The sequence below is a fragment of the Glycomyces sp. TRM65418 genome, assembly GCF_019710475.1.
GTDB lineage: Bacteria > Actinomycetota > Actinomycetes > Mycobacteriales > Micromonosporaceae > Glycomyces.
On sequence record NZ_JAJFAX010000014.1, the window covers coordinates 1 to 14528 of the forward strand.

A 14528-nucleotide genomic window follows, 5' to 3' on the forward strand; every position below is an offset into this window, starting at 1 on the left:
ATGGACCCAGACGATGAAGCCCGACTTGGACGCTCGTGCCGAAGCCGCCGAACAAGCCAAGCGCCTAGCAGCGATCAGGGCCGCCAAAGCGAAATGCCGAGAACGATTCGCTCAGCAGCCGGAGGCCGAGGTTCCGGGACCTCAAAGCACTGAGACAACGGATCTCGCCATGGATCTGGGCGATCCACCATTCTTACCGTGCCCGTTCCGGTGACGACTGGGACGGGGAACGGAAGGCACATCACCACGGCCCTCCAGCCCGAATCCCCATGGGGATCGGGCCCTCCGTCATGCCCGCTGGCGGCAACAGCTAGAGCCGAGCGCCGGAAAGCCGACCGCCAACCGGCAGGGAACCAAACCCTTCTCGTCGCTGCCTGTTCGGACCGCGACCACCGCCACCCCGGAAGCCGAAGAACCCACCAGGGCCGACCCCTACCTCGTTGCCGCCGCTCAGAAGACCGCAACCGAAAGCCACCCGGAAGCCGAGAACGAACCCCCGGGAGTACAGGCCCCGTTGTCGCCGCCCGCCTGAACGGTGACCGTCCACCACCCGGCAAGCCGAACCGCCTCGCCCGCCGGCCAGATCGATTGACGTCCAGTCCGACGCACCTGCCCGACGGAGCCGCGTGCTACTTGATGGCGCCCGCGGTGAGACCGGCCTGGATGTGGCGCTGGAAGACGACGTAGGCGACGAAGATCGGCAGCATCGCCATCACGGTGCCCGCGAAGAGCGCGCCCGGGTCGCCTTCATAGCCTTGGCGCAGTGCGAGGTTCGCCAGGCCCTGGGAGATCATGGCGTCCTCGGGGTTGCGGCTGAGGAGGACCAGCGGCAGCAGGAACTGGTTCCATTGTCCGATGATGTTGAAGATCGTGATGGCGATGAGGCCCGGCTTGGCCATCGGCAGCATCACCTGGAAGAACAGCCGGTAGTGCCCGGCGCCGTCCACGACCGCCGCCTCGGCGACCCCGCTCGGGAGCGTTCGGAAGAACGCGGTCAGGAAGAAGACCGTGAACGGCAGCGAGTAGGCGATGTAGACGAGCACGAGCCCCGGGTAGGTGTTCAGCAGCGCCACGTTCTGCAGCGTCTTGAACAGCGGGAACAGGGCCAGGAACACCGGGAACATCATGCCCGCGGCGAACCCGAAGTAGACGATGCGGTTGCCGAAGAACTCGTAGCGGGCCAGCACGTACGCCGCCATCGCGCCCAGCAGCATCGTCCCGGTGACGCTGAAGGCCATCACCTGGATGGTGTTGATGAAGTACCCGCCGATGTTCCCGGTGGTCCAGGCGTTCGCGTAGTTCTCCCACTGGAACGACTCGGGCAGGCCGAGCGGGTCGGTGGCGATCTCGCGGGTGGTCTTGAAGGAGGTCAGGACGATCCACGCCACCGGGATGATGACCATGAGCCCCCACACCCACAGGAGGCCGTGCGAGAAGACGTTGAGGGCGTTGCCCTCGGTGTGCGGGGGACGCTTGGGCGCGGGGGCGGGGGCCTTCGGACCGCTCTCGGCGGCAGGCTTGGCAGGAGTGTCGGTTGCCATGTCGCTCCTCAGAACTCGATCCGCTCGCGGCGGCCGAACCGCAGCGACACGACGGCCAGCGTCAGCGCGGCGAAGAACAGGACCACGCCGAGCGCCGACGCGAAGGCCTGCTCGCCGTGGTTGAACGCGTACTTCCAGATGACGCCGCCGACCACTTCGCTCGCCGCGTCGGGCCCGCCGCGTTCGGGAGTCATCATGTAGATCAGGACGAACACGTCCAAGGCGATGATGGAGAGGTAGATCCAGGCGGTCTGGACCGAGTCCCACAAGAGCGGCAGCGTGATCTTGAAGAACATCTGGATCCGCCCGGAGCCGTCGATGATCGCCGCCTCGTAGAGGTCCCGCGGGATCGAGGCCATCGCCGAGGAGAAGAACACCATGTAGAAGCCGACGGCGCTCCAGACGAGGACGGCGATGACCGCCGCGAGCACGAAGCGTTTGTCGGACAGGAACCCGTTGACCGGGGCCGGGAGTCCGACCGCGGTGAGCGCCCCGGTGATGAGCCCGCCGAAGTTCTCGGGGGCGTACACCTGCTTCCACAGGATGCCGACGATCGCGACCGAGAGGACCTGCGGGAAGAAGTAGACGACCTTGTGGAAGCGGGCGCCGCGCACGCCTTCGATGCGGCCCTGGCGCATCCGCCCGCCGAGGTTGAGCATGAACGCGAAGAACAGACCGAGCGCGATCGTCACGACCGGCAGCACCACGAGGATGATCCCGGTGTGCCGCAGGGCGGGCAGGACGAGGCGCTCGTCCTTGAACAGGTTGACGTAGTTGTCGAAGCCGATGTAGTTGAACGAGTTGCTCGATCCCGACCAGTCCGTGAGGGAGATCTGGAAGGCCTGGGCGAACGGCAGCACCACCAGCCAGGTGTAGAGCCCCACCGGCAGCGCCAGGAAACTCAGGACGAACGGGTACCTGCCGTGCTTCACAGCCCAGGCCCTCCTCTCTCTCGGTTGAGCGGCTAGTCCTCGTGCCGGAACTTCTCGATGGTGTCGTCCGCGGCGGTCTCGTCGGCCGCCGTCTGCATCCGGTCGATGAACTCCTCGGGCGTGGCGTCGCCGGACAGGAGCGCACCGAGCGCGGGCCGGACCTCCTCGTTCATCTTCGTGTACCAGAAGCGGAACCGCGGCTGGAAGAGGTCGTCCGGGTTGGACACGAGCGCGTCGGTCATCTTCGCGGCGGGGTTGTCGAGCTCGACGCCCTTCACCACGGTGGCCGCCTGGACGGTGTCGCCGAAGACCTGCGCGCCCTCTTGGGAGAGCATGATCCGCAGGTACTCGTAGGCGCCCGCGAGGTTCGAGGCGTTCTTGGGGATGACGAACGGCTCCTCGCCGCCGGCGCTGATGAGGCCGGGCTGGACCGAGCCCTCCAGGTAGGGCACGCCGATCGGGGCGTACTCGAAGTCGTCGGGGGCGATGCCCTTCTGCTCGTTCGGGAGCCACGAGCCGCACGGCAGGAACGCCGCTCGGCGCTCGTTGAAGGCCGTCTGCGACTGGATGTGGTCGATGCCGGGCGTGCCCTCGAGGATGTACCCGGCGGTGTGGAGGCCGGCCAGCGCCTCGGCGGCCTTCACGACCGACTCGTGGCGCCACGCGTCGGGTTCGAGGTGGTCGATGGCCTTGACGACGTCGACGCCGCCGTGGCGGCCCGCGAGGATGAGGAACAGGTCGTAGAGGTACACCGGGTGCTGGCCGGCGTAGGTCCACGGCGCGATGCCCTCGGCCTGGATGGTCGGGCACAGGGCCAGCATCTCCTCCCAGGTCTCGGGCGGCGTCCAGCCCTTGTCGCGGAAGAGCTTCGCGTCGTACCAGACCGTCCACGCCGAGAACACGTAGTTGAGGGCGTAGACCTTGCCGTTGAAGGTGCCCATGGAGAGGACGCCGTCGCGCAGGGTGTCGCGGACGGTCACCTCCGGGTCGTCGTAGGAGGGCGCGTCCAGGAGCGGGGTGAGCTCGGCGAGCTCGCCGTCGCTGACGAGCGAGTCCATCGGGATCTGCTGGGCCCCGGAGTTGTCGAGGACGTCGCAGGGCTTGCCTTCGGCGAAGCGCGGCTGCTGGGTCTCGGCGATCGCCTGGGTGGCGAGGTGCTCGATCTCGGCGTCCGGGAAGGAGCGGTTGTAGATCTCCTGGTGGGCGAGGGCGTACTCGTTGCCGAAGCCGCCGTCGAAGATGACGACGTCCAGGGGCGCCGAACCGTCGACCTCGAAGGGGTTCTCGGCGTCGCCGCCGACGGTGACCTCTTCGGCGTCGTCGTCGCCGCCGCTGGTGGCGCAGGCCCCCAGCGAGGTCGCCGCGAGTCCGGCTGCGGTGGCGCCGAACAGGTTGCGTCGGGTGAAGATCGGGTGTCGATCTGCGGTTGGGTTCGTCATGGGTCGCTCCTTCAAGGGGTAGCAGATTGGGCAGGACCGCACTGGTGACGGTGAGCGGGTCAGCTCGATCCGTTTCGGGGTTGGGGGGTCGGCCGGTGGCCGGCGACGGCCTGGGCGCGCGATTCCAGGGCGTCGCGGGCTTCGGGGAAGCGCCGCTGGGCGACGGCGATGTGGACGAGGTCGGCGACCAGGAGCTGAGAGTGCCTGCCGGCCAGCAGATCCGCGCGGTTGCCGGTGCGGGTGGCGGCCGAGACGAGGCAGTGGTCGACGATCTCGGCGATGGGCGAGTCGGCGACGCCGGTGATCGCGACGGTGAGGGCGCCGCGGCTCCCCGCCTCGGTGAGCATCTCGACGACCTCCGCGGTGGTGCCCGAGAGGGAGGCGGCGATGGCGACGTCGCCTTCGCCGAGGAGGGCGGCGCTGGCGAGCGCGTCGTGGACCTCGGTCCAGGCCCAGGCGGCGATGCCGGTGCGGTAGAAGCCCATGTGGAGTTCGCGGGCGACGATGGCGCTGGAGCCGACGCCGTAGACGTCGACGCGGCGGGCCTCGGAGACGCGGGCGGCGACCTGCTCGACGGCGTCGAGGTCGAGGGTGTCGACGGTGTCGCGGAGCATGGCCGCGTCGATGGTGATGAGCTGCTTGAGGACCCGGTCGAGGGGGTCGGAGTGGGCGATCTCGCGGCCGATGTTGACGTCCCAGCCGGTCTCGCGGCGGGCGGAGGCACGACCGGTTTCAGTGGCGATTGCAACCCTGAGGGCTGCGTAACCGTCATATCCAAGATGACGGCAGAATCGTGTGATGGTTCCTGGGGAGGTACCGGAGAGTTCGGCGAGGTCCATGATCGTGGCCCGCGCCGCCGCTTCGGGGTCGACGAGCACTTGGTCGGCCACTTTCGACATGGCTTCGGAGAGTTCGCTCGCGCCCATGCGGATGCGTTCGAGCACGCCGGCTTTGGCGGGCGCGTTGGCCGCGTCGGTCGGTCTCGGCGACGACTGCGCGCCGAGAACGGGGCGGGTGCGGTCCATGGGCGACCCCTTCGGGAGGTGGATGCAAGAAAAACTATTACCTATGACACACTCATGTCAAGTTCATGAGAATTTTTTTTACTGGTTCGCAGCAAGGACGGATACTGCCGGTAACGCAAGGAGCGGGGACCCCCACATGCACGCAAGACTCGCCGTCGGCCTCGATGCCGGCGGGACCAGCAGCCGCGCCGTCCTCATCGATGAGAGCGGCGCGGTGCTCGGGACCGGAGCGTCCGGCCCGGCCAATCCGGTCGGCGGTGATCGGGAGATCGCACTGTCCAATATGGCTTTGGCGTTCCAACGGGCCCTCGGCGGCATCGACCCGACGGAGATCGACGCGGTCTGCGTCGGCACGGCGGGAGCGCTGTCGCTGACCGAGGAAGTGCGCGAGGTGTCGGCGGACCTCAAGCGGCGCTTCGCGACCGACTGCGAGGTCCAGGTCGTCTCGGACGCGGTGATCGCGTTCGCGGCCGGGTCGTCGGCGCCCGACGGGACCGTCGTGGTCTCGGGCACCGGCGCGGTGGCGTTCGCGGTCCGCGACCGGACCCCGGCGCTGCGCTCGGACGGTTACGGGTGGCTCTTCGGCGACGCGGGCTCGGGCTTCTGGCTCGGGCGCGAGGCCGTGCGGGCGGCGCTGCGGCACATCGACGGCAACGGCCCGGGCGGGCGGCTCGTGGAGGCCATCGTCACGGCGATCGCGCCGGAGCACCGGCGTTCAGGGGCGATCGTGGCGAAGTGCATGGCGGATCCGCCGGTGCGGCTCGCGCGCTTCGCGGCGCTGGTGTGCGAGGCCGCGGACGGCGGCGACCCGGTGGCCGAGTCGATCGTGGCGAGGGCCGTCGGCCATCTGGCGGAATCGGTGTCGTACGTGGTGGACCGGGAGCTGCCGATCGTGATGGCAGGGAGCCTGCTGACGAGGCCGACGCCGATCGCCGCGCTGCTGCAGGAGCGGTTCCGCCTGGTGTACCCGAAGGCCGGCATCAGCAAGGCCACCGACCCTGCGATCGGTGCGGCCTGGATGGCCGCCAGCGCCTTCGTGACCGACCAAGAGGCGAAGGCTCGGCTCCACCGCCAGCTCGCCTGGCGTTGAACCGGACGCGGGACTAACGAGACGCACAGCATGACGGCACGGGCGCCGAAAGCGCCCGTGCCGTTTCGTTCGCCGTGCCTGCGGGATTCGCTTGTACCGGAGGCTCGGCGAATCGCCTTCGCGTCTTCCCTGGCCCGAGCGCCGCTGCTGCTGCCGCGCCGAGGCGATTCGGCTCTTCGACGCAAGTCGGTGCCGCCTCCACCGGGCACGCTCGAACCGAGGGCCGCACGAATCGCCCGCACACCTCTGCCGAGCCCAGGCACGCCGCCGCTCCCTCGCCGAAACGCGACCGGCGGCCTCGCCGCAGATCAGCGCCGCCTCCACCGGGCACGCTGGAACCGCGGGCGCCGCTCGGCTCCGGACCGCTTCAGCGTGCCCGCCGTCCGCTCACACCTGCAATGCGGCCGCCAGGCGGCCTTCCGCCTGCTCCAGGCGCTTCCCCGCTTCAGTCGCGTCCACGCCCAGCTCGATCATGACCACCGCGGTCTTCACGTGGTTGCCCGACGCGGTCAGCGCCGCCTCGGCCTCCTCCGCGTCCGCGCCGGTGATCTCGCGGATCATCCGCACCGCCCGCGCGGCCAGCTTCGAGTTCGCGACCCGCATGTCGACCATGTAGTTCCGGTAGATCTTGCCCAGGCGCACCATGCTGATCGTCGAGATCATGTTGAGCACGAACTTCTGCGCCGTCCCCGACTTCAACCGCGTCGAGCCGGCCACCACCTCGGGCCCCACCTCGACCTCGATGCGGTGCTCGGCCGCCTCCGAGAGCAGCGTCCCGGTGTTGCAGGAGAGTCCGACCGTGAGCGCCCCGCGCCGCCGGGCCTCTTTGACCGCCGCGACCACGAACGGCGTCCGCCCGCTCGCCGCGAGCCCGACCACCGCGTCGTCCGGCCCGATCCCGTCGGCGGCGATCGCCGCGATGCCGGCCGCCGCGTCGTCCTCGGTGCCTTCCACGGCGCCGCCCTCGGCCGCCTTGCCGCCCGCCAGAATGGCCTTCACCAGCTCCGGGTCCGTGGAGAACGTCGGCGGGCATTCGGCCGCGTCCATCACCGCCATCCGCCCGGCGGTGCCGGCCCCCACGTACCGCAGGCGCCCGCCCCGCGCGAGGCGCTCGGCCACGGCGTCGATCGCGGCGGCGACCTGCGGGAGCACCGCGGCGACCGCGGTCGGGACGCTCGCGTCCGCGTCGTTCATGGTGCGCGCCAGGTCCAGGGTCGAGAGGGTCTCGATGCCCGCGTAACGGGGGTCGGCCTGCTCGGTCGCCAGCGTTGCCAAATGGGTGCGCGCCTCCAGGCGCTCGGTCGTCTCACTCACAGTTGCGAGCGTAGCGCAATGAAGTAAAATTTCATCGCCTCGGGAGTGCTTGAAGAATCACGCCGTACCGTGCACGGGCCGTGACGGGTGTACCGTGTCGTCATGCCTGCCAGTCGCGCCGACACGCCCAACCTCCTGGTGCTCATCAAGTCCGTCCTGCCTTCGCTGTCGAAGGCGGAGACCAAGGTCGCCCAGGAGATCATCCGCGAACCCGAGGCCGCCTCGACGCGTACCATCACCGAACTCGCGCACGCCGCGGGGACCTCGGAGGCCACGGTCGTGCGCTTCTGCCGGTCCCTGGGCCTCGCGGGGCACCGTGAGCTGCGGATGCGTGCCGCGCAGGCCGTCATCGGCACCGGCGAGGGGCCCGACCGCGAGATCGCGGGCGGGGACATCCCCTCGGGCGCGGACATGTCGCGCATCATCGCCACAGTGAGCTACGCCGACGTGGGGGCGATCACCGACACCGCCGACGCGCTCGACACGGCCGCCTGCGAGGCCGCCGTGGCGGCTCTCGCGAACGCGGGCCGCGTCGACGTGTTCGGCGTGGAGGCCTCCGGGATCGTGGCCTCGGACCTGGTGAAGAAGCTGCACCGCATCGGGTGCACCGCGTTCGCGTGGCCCGACGTCCACTCCGCGCTGGTCGCGACGGCGCTGGCGAGCCCGAAGGACGTGGCCCTGGCGATCTCGCACTCGGGCGCGACGACGGAGACCGTCGAGTTCCTGGAGTCCGCCCGGGACCGCGAGGCGACGACGATCGCGATCACGAACCACGCCCGCTCGCCGCTGGCGAACGTCGCGGACCTGGTGCTGACGACCGCGGCCCGCGAGACGACGTTCCGCTCGGGTGCCACCGTGAGCCGCATCGCGCAGCTGATGGTCGTCGACTGCCTCTTCGTGGGCGTGGCGGCCAAGCAGCGCAAGCGGACCGCGAAGGCCCTGGCCGCGACCGCGGCGGCGGTCTCGGGCCGCCAGCGGGCCTGAAAGCGGTCGCGCGCGACGGTCCTCGGCGCCGCGCGCGACCGGCTCGTGCCGCCTACCTGCCGCGGGCGGCCTCGACTTCCCGGCGCAGCCGGGGCAGCCGATCATGGAAGATCCCCGGGCACAGCGTGGATCCGAAGTCCTTGTGCCCGTAGATCTGGGTCGAGGGGATCCCGTACTGCTCGCACGCGAAGGCGCACAGGGTCACCAGCGTCTCCCACTGCGCGGCGGTCGGCACCGCGCCGTCGTGATAGGCGCCCTCGTTCGCGATCCCAATCGACTGCGTGTTCTGCCCGGCGGTGTGGATGCCCTGGACGAAGCGGCCGCCGTGGTGGAGCGCCGGCAGGCTCCCGGTGGCGCCCTCGGTGATCCACCCGCCGCGGCTCACGATGAAGTTGTAGCCGCTGTCGCGCCAGCCGTTGTCGTCCATGTGCAGGTTCTGGACCCACCGCGCGTGGCGATGCGCCTGCTCGCGCGAGAAGTCGGCGGTGTTCGGCGCGACCGTGTGGTGCACGATCAGCTTGTTCGGACGGCCTGTGATGACGGGGTTGGTGCCGTTGGGACGCCGCGCGCCCCACACGGTGGTCGAGTCGATGTCGGGTTCGACCGCGGCGGCGCTCGCGGCGCTCGCGGTCGCGGCGACGCCGGCGGCTCCGAGGAGCCCGGCCGCGCCGGTCCTCAGGAGGATCCGGCGCCCGATGCGGCGGTGGTCTGCGTTCATGGCTGCCTCCGGAGACGGGGCGGGCCGGTCCGATCGGGGCCGGCCCGCCCCCTGGCGTGCTAGGTGTTGTTCGCGAGCGCCAGCAGTCGGGAGCGCGAACCGTTGAAGTAGTCGCGGTCGACGTCGCCGGAGATGCCCGAGACCCGACCGGTGGCGGTGTACTGCCAGAACGTCCAGGTCGTGTTGTTCCAGCCGGCCGGCAGCGAGGGCGCCGAGACGCCCCAGTGCGCGATCCACAGCGGGCTCTTGGAGGCCATGCCGGTCCACGAGCCGGTGCAGGAGTTCCACCACGAGGCGGTCGTGTAGATGACCACGTCGCGTCCGGTCCTGGCCTTGTACGTGTTGTAGAAGTCGGTGATCCAGTTGCGCATCTGGGTCGTCGACAGGCCGTAGCAGGCCGCGCCCGAGGGCGGGGCCTCCAGGTCGAGCGCGCCCGGGAGGGTGCGGTTGTCGGCCGACCACGCGCCGCCGTTGCTGGCGAAGTAGTTCGCCTGCACCGCGCCGCTGGAGCTGCCCGGGCGGGCGAAGTGGTACGCCCCGCGGATCACGCCCGCGTGGTAGGCGGCCACGTAGTTGGTGTTGAACCGTGGGTCCTTGTAGCTGGTGCCCTCGGTGGCCTTGATGTAGGCCCACTCGACGCCGGAGTTCCTGACCGAGGTCCAGTTGATCGAGCCCTGGTAGTGCGAGACGTCGATGCCCGCGATGCGGGTCTGCGCCTGGGCCGGGCTCGCGACCGCGAGTCCGGCGAACGTGAGGATGCTCGCGGCGAAGAGGACGAACGCGGCGCGCAGGCCGCGCCGCGCGGTGCCGCGGGGTCGGTTTCGATGGGTCGGGAAGAGTTTCACACGAGACTCCCTTGTTGTCAGGGGATCCGCCTTTTGGGGGGAGGTGCGCGGTATCGCACCGGACCCCAGTATGAAGACAATCTTCACAAAGAGTCAAGCGTGTGAAAGTAATTTTCCGCGAAGGGCGAGTGAACGATTACGCGTAGTGCAGGCCGTGGCCCAAGGCGTACGACACCTCGCCGGACTCGGACAGGACGTCCACCGGCAGCATCCCGCTCGGATCGAGCGCGCCCGTGATCACCTTGGCCAGGGCCGCGAGCGAGGGCGCGGTGTACGAATAGGACGCCAGTGAGGCGTTGACCGCGGGCAGCCCCGCGGCGTCGTAGGGCGTGCCGACGGCGGCGGCGACCACCGGGACGCCGGCATCCATGAGCGCGGCGACCAGGTCCGCCTGAGCGGAACCGGAGGCGACGTTGAAGGTCGTGACCACCACGAGGTCCCGGCCCTCGGCGGCGGCGACGGCCGACGCGATCGCCGCGGCGTCCGGAGCCTCCCCGGTGACGAGCGCTTCGGCTTGGACGCCCAGGCCCGCAAGGGATTCGGTGAGCCGCGCAGTAGTGTTCTCGCCCCAACCGGTGACGAGCACCGAGCCGCCCGCGAACGGGAGCGTGCCGTCGTTGGCGAGCAGCGTGATGGAGCGCTCGGCGATGTCGGCGGCCACCGCGAGGTGCTCGGCGGTGCCGACCGCGTCCGCGGCGGCGGACGCGTCGACCATCGGGGCCTCGGGGATGCCGCGAGCGTGCTTGAGCGCGAGGAGGCGGCGCACTGAGGCGTCGATGCGCTCCTCGGTCAGCTCCCCCGCCGCGACCGCGGCGAGCACCGCCTCGTACGCGAGCGGGAAGTCCGGCGGCATGAGCAGCAGGTCGGCCCCGGCCAGGAGCGCCAGCACGGGCACCCGCTCGTCGCCGTACTCGGTGCGGACCCCCTGCATGTCGAGGGCGTCGGTGACGATCACGCCGTCGAACCCGAGCCGGTCGCGCAGCAGCCCGGTGAGGATCGGCTCCGAGAGCGTCGCCGGCTTGAGCGAGTCGTCCAAGGCGGGGAACTGGATATGGGCCGACATGACCATGTCGGCCCCGGCCGCGATCGCCGCGACGAACGGCGGGGCGTCGATCCGCTCCCACTCCTCGGTGGTGTGGGTGATGACCGGCAGGCCCACGTGGCTGTCGGTCCCGGTGTCGCCGTGGCCCGGGAAGTGCTTGGCGGACACCGCCACTCCCCCGGCCTGGTAGCCGCCGACCTGGGCCGTCGTGAACTCCGCGACGAGCGCCGAGTCGGACCCGAAGGACCGCACCCCGATCACCGGGTTCGCGGGGTCCACGTTCACGTCCGCGTCGGGTGCGAAGTTCTGGTTCAGGCCCATCGCCCGCAGTTCGGCGCCCGCGATCTGCGCGGCCTCGTGCGCCGCCTCGAGGTCGCGGGTCGCGCCCAGCGGCATCGCCCCGGGGAACTGCGTGGCCGGCTCGCCGATGCGGACCACCGAGCCGTACTCCTGGTCGGTCGCGATGAGCAGCGGGACGTCGCCGGCGGCCTCCTGCAGGCCGTTGGAGAGCGCCGCGATCTGCCCGGGATCGGTCAGGCCGTTGGCCCAGTCGAAGTAGATGATCCCGCCGGGCTTGTACGCGGCCACGAACGCGGCGCCGTTGTCGGCGCCGAGGCGCTCGCGGTTGGAGGCCACCGCCTCGGACTGGTCGGTGTCGGCGCTCTCGCCGTGCACGTACACCATGAACAGCTGGCCGACCTTGTCCTCCAGGGACATCGACGCCAGCTGCGTCTCGACCCAGTCGGGCGCGGCCTCGGTCGTCTCGTCCACCGCGTCCCCCGGCGCGTCGCCGCCGCCTCGCCGGGCGGCGGCCCCGGCGATCACGGCGCCGCCGCCGACGGCCGCGACGGCCCCGGCGACACTGGTGACGAGCACGGACTTGCGGGAGAGCTTCGGGGAACGCACCCGCCCATCCTGACCCACGCCCCGGCGGCGCGCGACACCGACCCGGGCGATGCCGCCCCCGTCACCCGAAGGCCGCGAACGGGCCCGGAGACGACGAAAGCCGGGGAGGAGCGGATGCTCCTCCCCGGCGTTACGACGTGCCGAAGCGCCGGCGGACTAGAACTTCAGGCCGTTGTCACGGGCGGCGTCGGCCAGGGCCGCGACACGGCCGTGGTACTTGACACCGCCGCGGTCGAAGACCACGGCCTCGACGCCGGCGGCCTTGGCGCGCTCGGCGATGAGCCGACCGATCTCCTTGGCCTTGGCGGTCTTGTCGCCCTCGAAGGCGCGCAGCTCGGGCTCCACCGTCGACGCGGCGGCCAGCGTGTGGCCCTTCACGTCGTCGATGACCTGGGCCACGATGTGCTTCGAAGAACGGAAGACCGCCAGACGCGGCTGGGCGGCCGTGCCGGTGATCTTCTTGCGGCCACGGAAGTGACGCCGGTTCTTGCCGATCCGGCGGCGCTCGGACACCGACCCGGACGGGCGGCGGTTTTCGAGTTTGCTCGCCATTACTTACCTGCCTTCCCGGCCTTGCGGCGGATACGCTCGTCGACGTACTTCACGCCCTTGCCCTTGTAGGGTTCCGGCGGACGCAGTCGGCGGATGTTCGACGCGACCTGACCGACGAGCTGCTTGTCGATGCCCTCGACGTGCAGCAGGGTCGGCTTCTCGACCGTGAACGAGATACCCTCCGGGGCGTCGACCTGGATGGTGTGGGAGAAGCCGAGGCTCATCTCCACGCCCTTGCCCTTGGCGACGGCCCGGTAACCGGTGCCGTTGATCTCGAGGGACTTCTTGTAGCCCTCCGAGACGCCGACGACCATGTTGTTGACGAGGCTGCGGGCCAGGCCGTGCAGGGCCCGGGACTTGCGCTCGTCGTTGGGGCGGGTGACCGAGATCGACCCGTCTTCGTGCTTCTCGATGCCGATCGGCTCGGGCAGCTCAGTGCTGAGCTGGCCCTTGGGGCCCTTCACGGTCACCGTCGCGCCATCGATCTTGACGTCGACGCCGGAGGGCACCAGAATCGGCTGCTTCCCAATGCGGGACATGCTTATACCCTCCTGCTACCAGACGTAGGCGATGACTTCGCCGCCAACGCCGCGCTTGCGAGCCTGACGGTCGGTCAGCAGGCCCTGGGAGGTGGACACGATGGCCACACCCAGGCCGCCGAGGACGCGCGGCAGCTCAGTGGACTTGGCGTAGACCCGGAGGCCCGGCTTCGAGACGCGGCGCAGGCCCGCCAGGGACCGCTCGCGGCGCTCGCCGAACTTCAGGTCGATGACCAGGGTCTTGCCGACTTTGCCTTCTTCAGGCTCCTCGACGCGCCACTCGGCGATGTAGCCCTCCTGCTTGAGGACCTCCGCGATGGAGGCCTTCATCTTGGAGTGCGGCATCACGAGCTGGTCGTGGTAGGCCTGGTTGGCGTTCCGCAGACGGGTCAGCATGTCTGCGATCGGGTCGGTCATTGTCATTAGCGTTGTTTACCTTTCTCACCCCGGTTCCCTGCAGCTGCTTCGCAGCCGCAGGGCCTGTGGCGATCGACAGGGTTATCGGCCGGCGGAGCCGGACCGTAAGCCTGGGGTTACCAGGAAGCCTTGTGGACGCCGGGAAGTTCACCCGCGTGGGCCATGTCGCGCACGCAGATCCGGCACAGGCCGAACTTGCGGTAGACGGCCTTCGGCCGGCCGCACTTCTGGCAGCGGGTGTAGGCGCGCACGGCGAACTTCGGCTTCCGCTTGGCCTTCGCGATGAGGGCTTTCTTAGCCATTGTCGTTCTCCTTGAACGGGAAGCCGAGCAGCTTCAGGAACGCCCGGCCTTCGTCGTCGGTCTTCGCGGTGGTCACCAAGGTGATGTCCATACCACGAACCCGGTCGATCTTGTCCTGGTCGATCTCGGGGAACACGCTCTGCTCGGTGAGACCGAAGGTGTAGTTCCCGTTGCCGTCGAACTGCTGGTCCGAGAGCCCGCGGAAGTCGCGGATGCGCGGCAGCGCGATCGCCAGGAGGCGGTCGAGGAACTCCCACATGCGGTCGCCGCGAAGGGTGACCTTCGCGCCGATCGCCTGGCCCTCGCGCAGCTTGAACTGCGCGATCGACTTCTTGGCCCGACGCACGAGCGGCTTCTGCCCCGTGATCGTGGTCAGGTCCTCCAGCGCACCGTTGATGAGCTTGGAGTCGCGAGCGGCCTCGCCCACACCCATGTTGACCACGATCTTCGTCAGACCGGGGATCTGGTGGATGTTCTTGTACTTGAACTGTTCCTGCAGCGCGGGCCTGATCTCGGAGCGGTAGGTCTCCTTCAGGCGCGGCTGGACCTTCTCTGCAACGTCAGTCATTACAGGTCCTTACCCGTCCGCTTCGAAACACGGACCTTGCGGCCGTCGTCGCCGAACCGGTAACCCACGCGAGTGGGCTGGTTGTCGGCGTCGAGGACCATCACGTTCGAGACGTGGATCGCGGCCTCCTGGACCACGATGCCACCGGTCTTCGAGCCACGAGCGGTCTGCCCGGCCTTGATGTGCTTGGTGATGCGGTTGACGCCCTCGACGAGCACGCGCTCGCGGTCGGGGTACGCCTCCAGCACCAGGCCCTCGGCACCCTTGTCTTTGCCTGCGATGACGCGGACTCGGTCGCCCTTCTTGATCTTCAT

16 protein-coding genes and 1 pseudogene are annotated in these 14528 nt (G+C 69.7%); 3 read left to right on the plus strand and 14 right to left on the minus strand.

All coding sequences use genetic code 11. The annotated features are described in order from the left end of the window. Window positions 1-214 (plus strand): hypothetical protein (locus tag K3N28_RS21510; RefSeq protein ID WP_228094818.1); only part of this gene is annotated, 214 nt, incomplete at its 5' end. A 415-nt stretch (window positions 215-629) separates the two neighbouring features. Here the strand turns inward: K3N28_RS21510 and K3N28_RS21515 are convergent. The 4 genes from K3N28_RS21515 to K3N28_RS21530 are packed head-to-tail and all read right to left on the minus strand — an operon-like array spanning window position 630 to window position 4937. Then, window positions 630-1541 (minus strand): carbohydrate ABC transporter permease, encoded by a 912-nt coding sequence (locus K3N28_RS21515; protein ID WP_228094819.1) that lies wholly within the window; start codon window positions 1539-1541, stop codon window positions 630-632. 8 nt (window positions 1542-1549) lie between these two features. Next, window positions 1550-2473, minus strand: a complete 924-nt coding sequence (locus K3N28_RS21520; RefSeq protein WP_228094820.1) for a carbohydrate ABC transporter permease — start codon at window positions 2471-2473, stop codon at window positions 1550-1552. Window positions 2474-2505: 32 nt separating this feature from the next. Beyond that, on the minus strand, window positions 2506-3912 hold the full coding sequence (gene ngcE, locus K3N28_RS21525; protein WP_228094821.1) for an N-acetylglucosamine/diacetylchitobiose ABC transporter substrate-binding protein: 1407 nt from the start codon (window positions 3910-3912) through the stop codon (window positions 2506-2508). Window positions 3913-3971: 59 nt separating this feature from the next. Then, window positions 3972-4937 (minus strand): MurR/RpiR family transcriptional regulator, encoded by a 966-nt coding sequence (locus K3N28_RS21530; protein ID WP_228094822.1) that lies wholly within the window; start codon window positions 4935-4937, stop codon window positions 3972-3974. Window positions 4938-5073: 136 nt separating this feature from the next. Between K3N28_RS21530 and K3N28_RS21535 the strand changes: the two genes are divergently transcribed. Next, window positions 5074-6027 carry an N-acetylglucosamine kinase gene (locus K3N28_RS21535; RefSeq protein WP_228094823.1) on the plus strand — a complete coding sequence of 318 codons (954 nt, stop codon included), beginning with the start codon at window positions 5074-5076 and terminating at the stop codon, window positions 6025-6027. 387 nt (window positions 6028-6414) lie between these two features. Here K3N28_RS21535 and murQ read toward each other — a convergent pair whose 3' ends face one another. Continuing rightward, window positions 6415-7341, minus strand: coding sequence for an N-acetylmuramic acid 6-phosphate etherase (murQ, locus tag K3N28_RS21540; protein WP_228094824.1), 927 nt, complete (start codon window positions 7339-7341; stop codon window positions 6415-6417). Window positions 7342-7443: 102 nt separating this feature from the next. Between murQ and K3N28_RS21545 the strand changes: the two genes are divergently transcribed. Then, on the plus strand, window positions 7444-8325 hold the full coding sequence (locus K3N28_RS21545) for a MurR/RpiR family transcriptional regulator (protein WP_228094825.1): 882 nt from the start codon (window positions 7444-7446) through the stop codon (window positions 8323-8325). Window positions 8326-8377: 52 nt separating this feature from the next. Here the strand turns inward: K3N28_RS21545 and K3N28_RS21550 are convergent, their stop codons facing one another. From K3N28_RS21550 to rplX, 9 genes and pseudogenes are all read right to left on the minus strand, one after another. Beyond that, the gene (locus K3N28_RS21550) at window positions 8378-9043 is read right to left on the minus strand and encodes a peptidoglycan recognition family protein (RefSeq protein ID WP_228094826.1); all 666 of its coding nucleotides are present in this window, start codon (window positions 9041-9043) and stop codon (window positions 8378-8380) included. A gap of 59 nt (window positions 9044-9102) precedes the next feature. Continuing rightward, window positions 9103-9747, minus strand: a pseudogene (locus tag K3N28_RS21555) (GH25 family lysozyme); the annotation flags it as partial. Between the two features lie 277 nt (window positions 9748-10024). Further along, on the minus strand, window positions 10025-11836 hold the full coding sequence (locus tag K3N28_RS21560) for a glycoside hydrolase family 3 protein (RefSeq protein WP_228094828.1): 1812 nt from the start codon (window positions 11834-11836) through the stop codon (window positions 10025-10027). A gap of 156 nt (window positions 11837-11992) precedes the next feature. Beyond that, window positions 11993-12388, minus strand: coding sequence for a 50S ribosomal protein L18 (gene rplR / locus K3N28_RS21565; RefSeq protein ID WP_228094829.1), 396 nt, complete (start codon window positions 12386-12388; stop codon window positions 11993-11995). Next, complete coding sequence (gene rplF / locus K3N28_RS21570; protein WP_228094830.1) at window positions 12388-12927, minus strand: 50S ribosomal protein L6; 540 nt, start codon at window positions 12925-12927, stop codon at window positions 12388-12390. Before rplF ends, rplR begins: the two co-directional genes overlap by 1 nt. A gap of 15 nt (window positions 12928-12942) precedes the next feature. Then, entirely contained in the window at window positions 12943-13350 is a 408-nt protein-coding gene (rpsH, locus tag K3N28_RS21575; protein ID WP_228094831.1) for a 30S ribosomal protein S8, read from the minus strand. A 110-nt stretch (window positions 13351-13460) separates the two neighbouring features. Next, window positions 13461-13646 carry a type Z 30S ribosomal protein S14 gene (locus K3N28_RS21580; protein ID WP_136536817.1) on the minus strand — a complete coding sequence of 62 codons (186 nt, stop codon included), beginning with the start codon at window positions 13644-13646 and terminating at the stop codon, window positions 13461-13463. Beyond that, entirely contained in the window at window positions 13639-14214 is a 576-nt protein-coding gene (rplE, locus tag K3N28_RS21585; protein ID WP_228094832.1) for a 50S ribosomal protein L5, read from the minus strand. Before rplE ends, K3N28_RS21580 begins: the two co-directional genes overlap by 8 nt. Beyond that, complete coding sequence (gene rplX, locus K3N28_RS21590) at window positions 14214-14528, minus strand: 50S ribosomal protein L24 (protein ID WP_228094833.1); 315 nt, start codon at window positions 14526-14528, stop codon at window positions 14214-14216. The genes rplE and rplX overlap by 1 nt, the downstream gene beginning before the upstream one ends.

Excerpts from the sequence above, each read along its gene's own strand:
- rplE (WP_228094832.1), bottom strand. The coding sequence starts at position 14,214 with ATGACTGACGTTGCAGAGAAGGTCCAGCCGCGCCTGAAGGAGACCTAC.
- rpsH (WP_228094831.1), bottom strand. The coding sequence starts at position 13,350 with ATGACAATGACCGACCCGATCGCAGACATGCTGACCCGTCTGCGGAAC.
- ngcE (WP_228094821.1), bottom strand. The coding sequence starts at position 3,912 with ATGACGAACCCAACCGCAGATCGACACCCGATCTTCACCCGACGCAAC.
- rplX (WP_228094833.1), bottom strand. The coding sequence starts at position 14,528 with ATGAAGATCAAGAAGGGCGACCGAGTCCGCGTCATCGCAGGCAAAGAC.
- rplF (WP_228094830.1), bottom strand. The coding sequence starts at position 12,927 with ATGTCCCGCATTGGGAAGCAGCCGATTCTGGTGCCCTCCGGCGTCGAC.
- K3N28_RS21545 (WP_228094825.1), top strand. The coding sequence starts at position 7,444 with ATGCCTGCCAGTCGCGCCGACACGCCCAACCTCCTGGTGCTCATCAAG.
- K3N28_RS21530 (WP_228094822.1), bottom strand. The coding sequence starts at position 4,937 with ATGGACCGCACCCGCCCCGTTCTCGGCGCGCAGTCGTCGCCGAGACCG.
- K3N28_RS21515 (WP_228094819.1), bottom strand. The coding sequence starts at position 1,541 with ATGGCAACCGACACTCCTGCCAAGCCTGCCGCCGAGAGCGGTCCGAAG.
- rplR (WP_228094829.1), bottom strand. The coding sequence starts at position 12,388 with ATGGCGAGCAAACTCGAAAACCGCCGCCCGTCCGGGTCGGTGTCCGAG.
- K3N28_RS21535 (WP_228094823.1), top strand. The coding sequence starts at position 5,074 with ATGCACGCAAGACTCGCCGTCGGCCTCGATGCCGGCGGGACCAGCAGC.
- K3N28_RS21550 (WP_228094826.1), bottom strand. The coding sequence starts at position 9,043 with ATGAACGCAGACCACCGCCGCATCGGGCGCCGGATCCTCCTGAGGACC.
- K3N28_RS21580 (WP_136536817.1), bottom strand. The coding sequence starts at position 13,646 with ATGGCTAAGAAAGCCCTCATCGCGAAGGCCAAGCGGAAGCCGAAGTTC.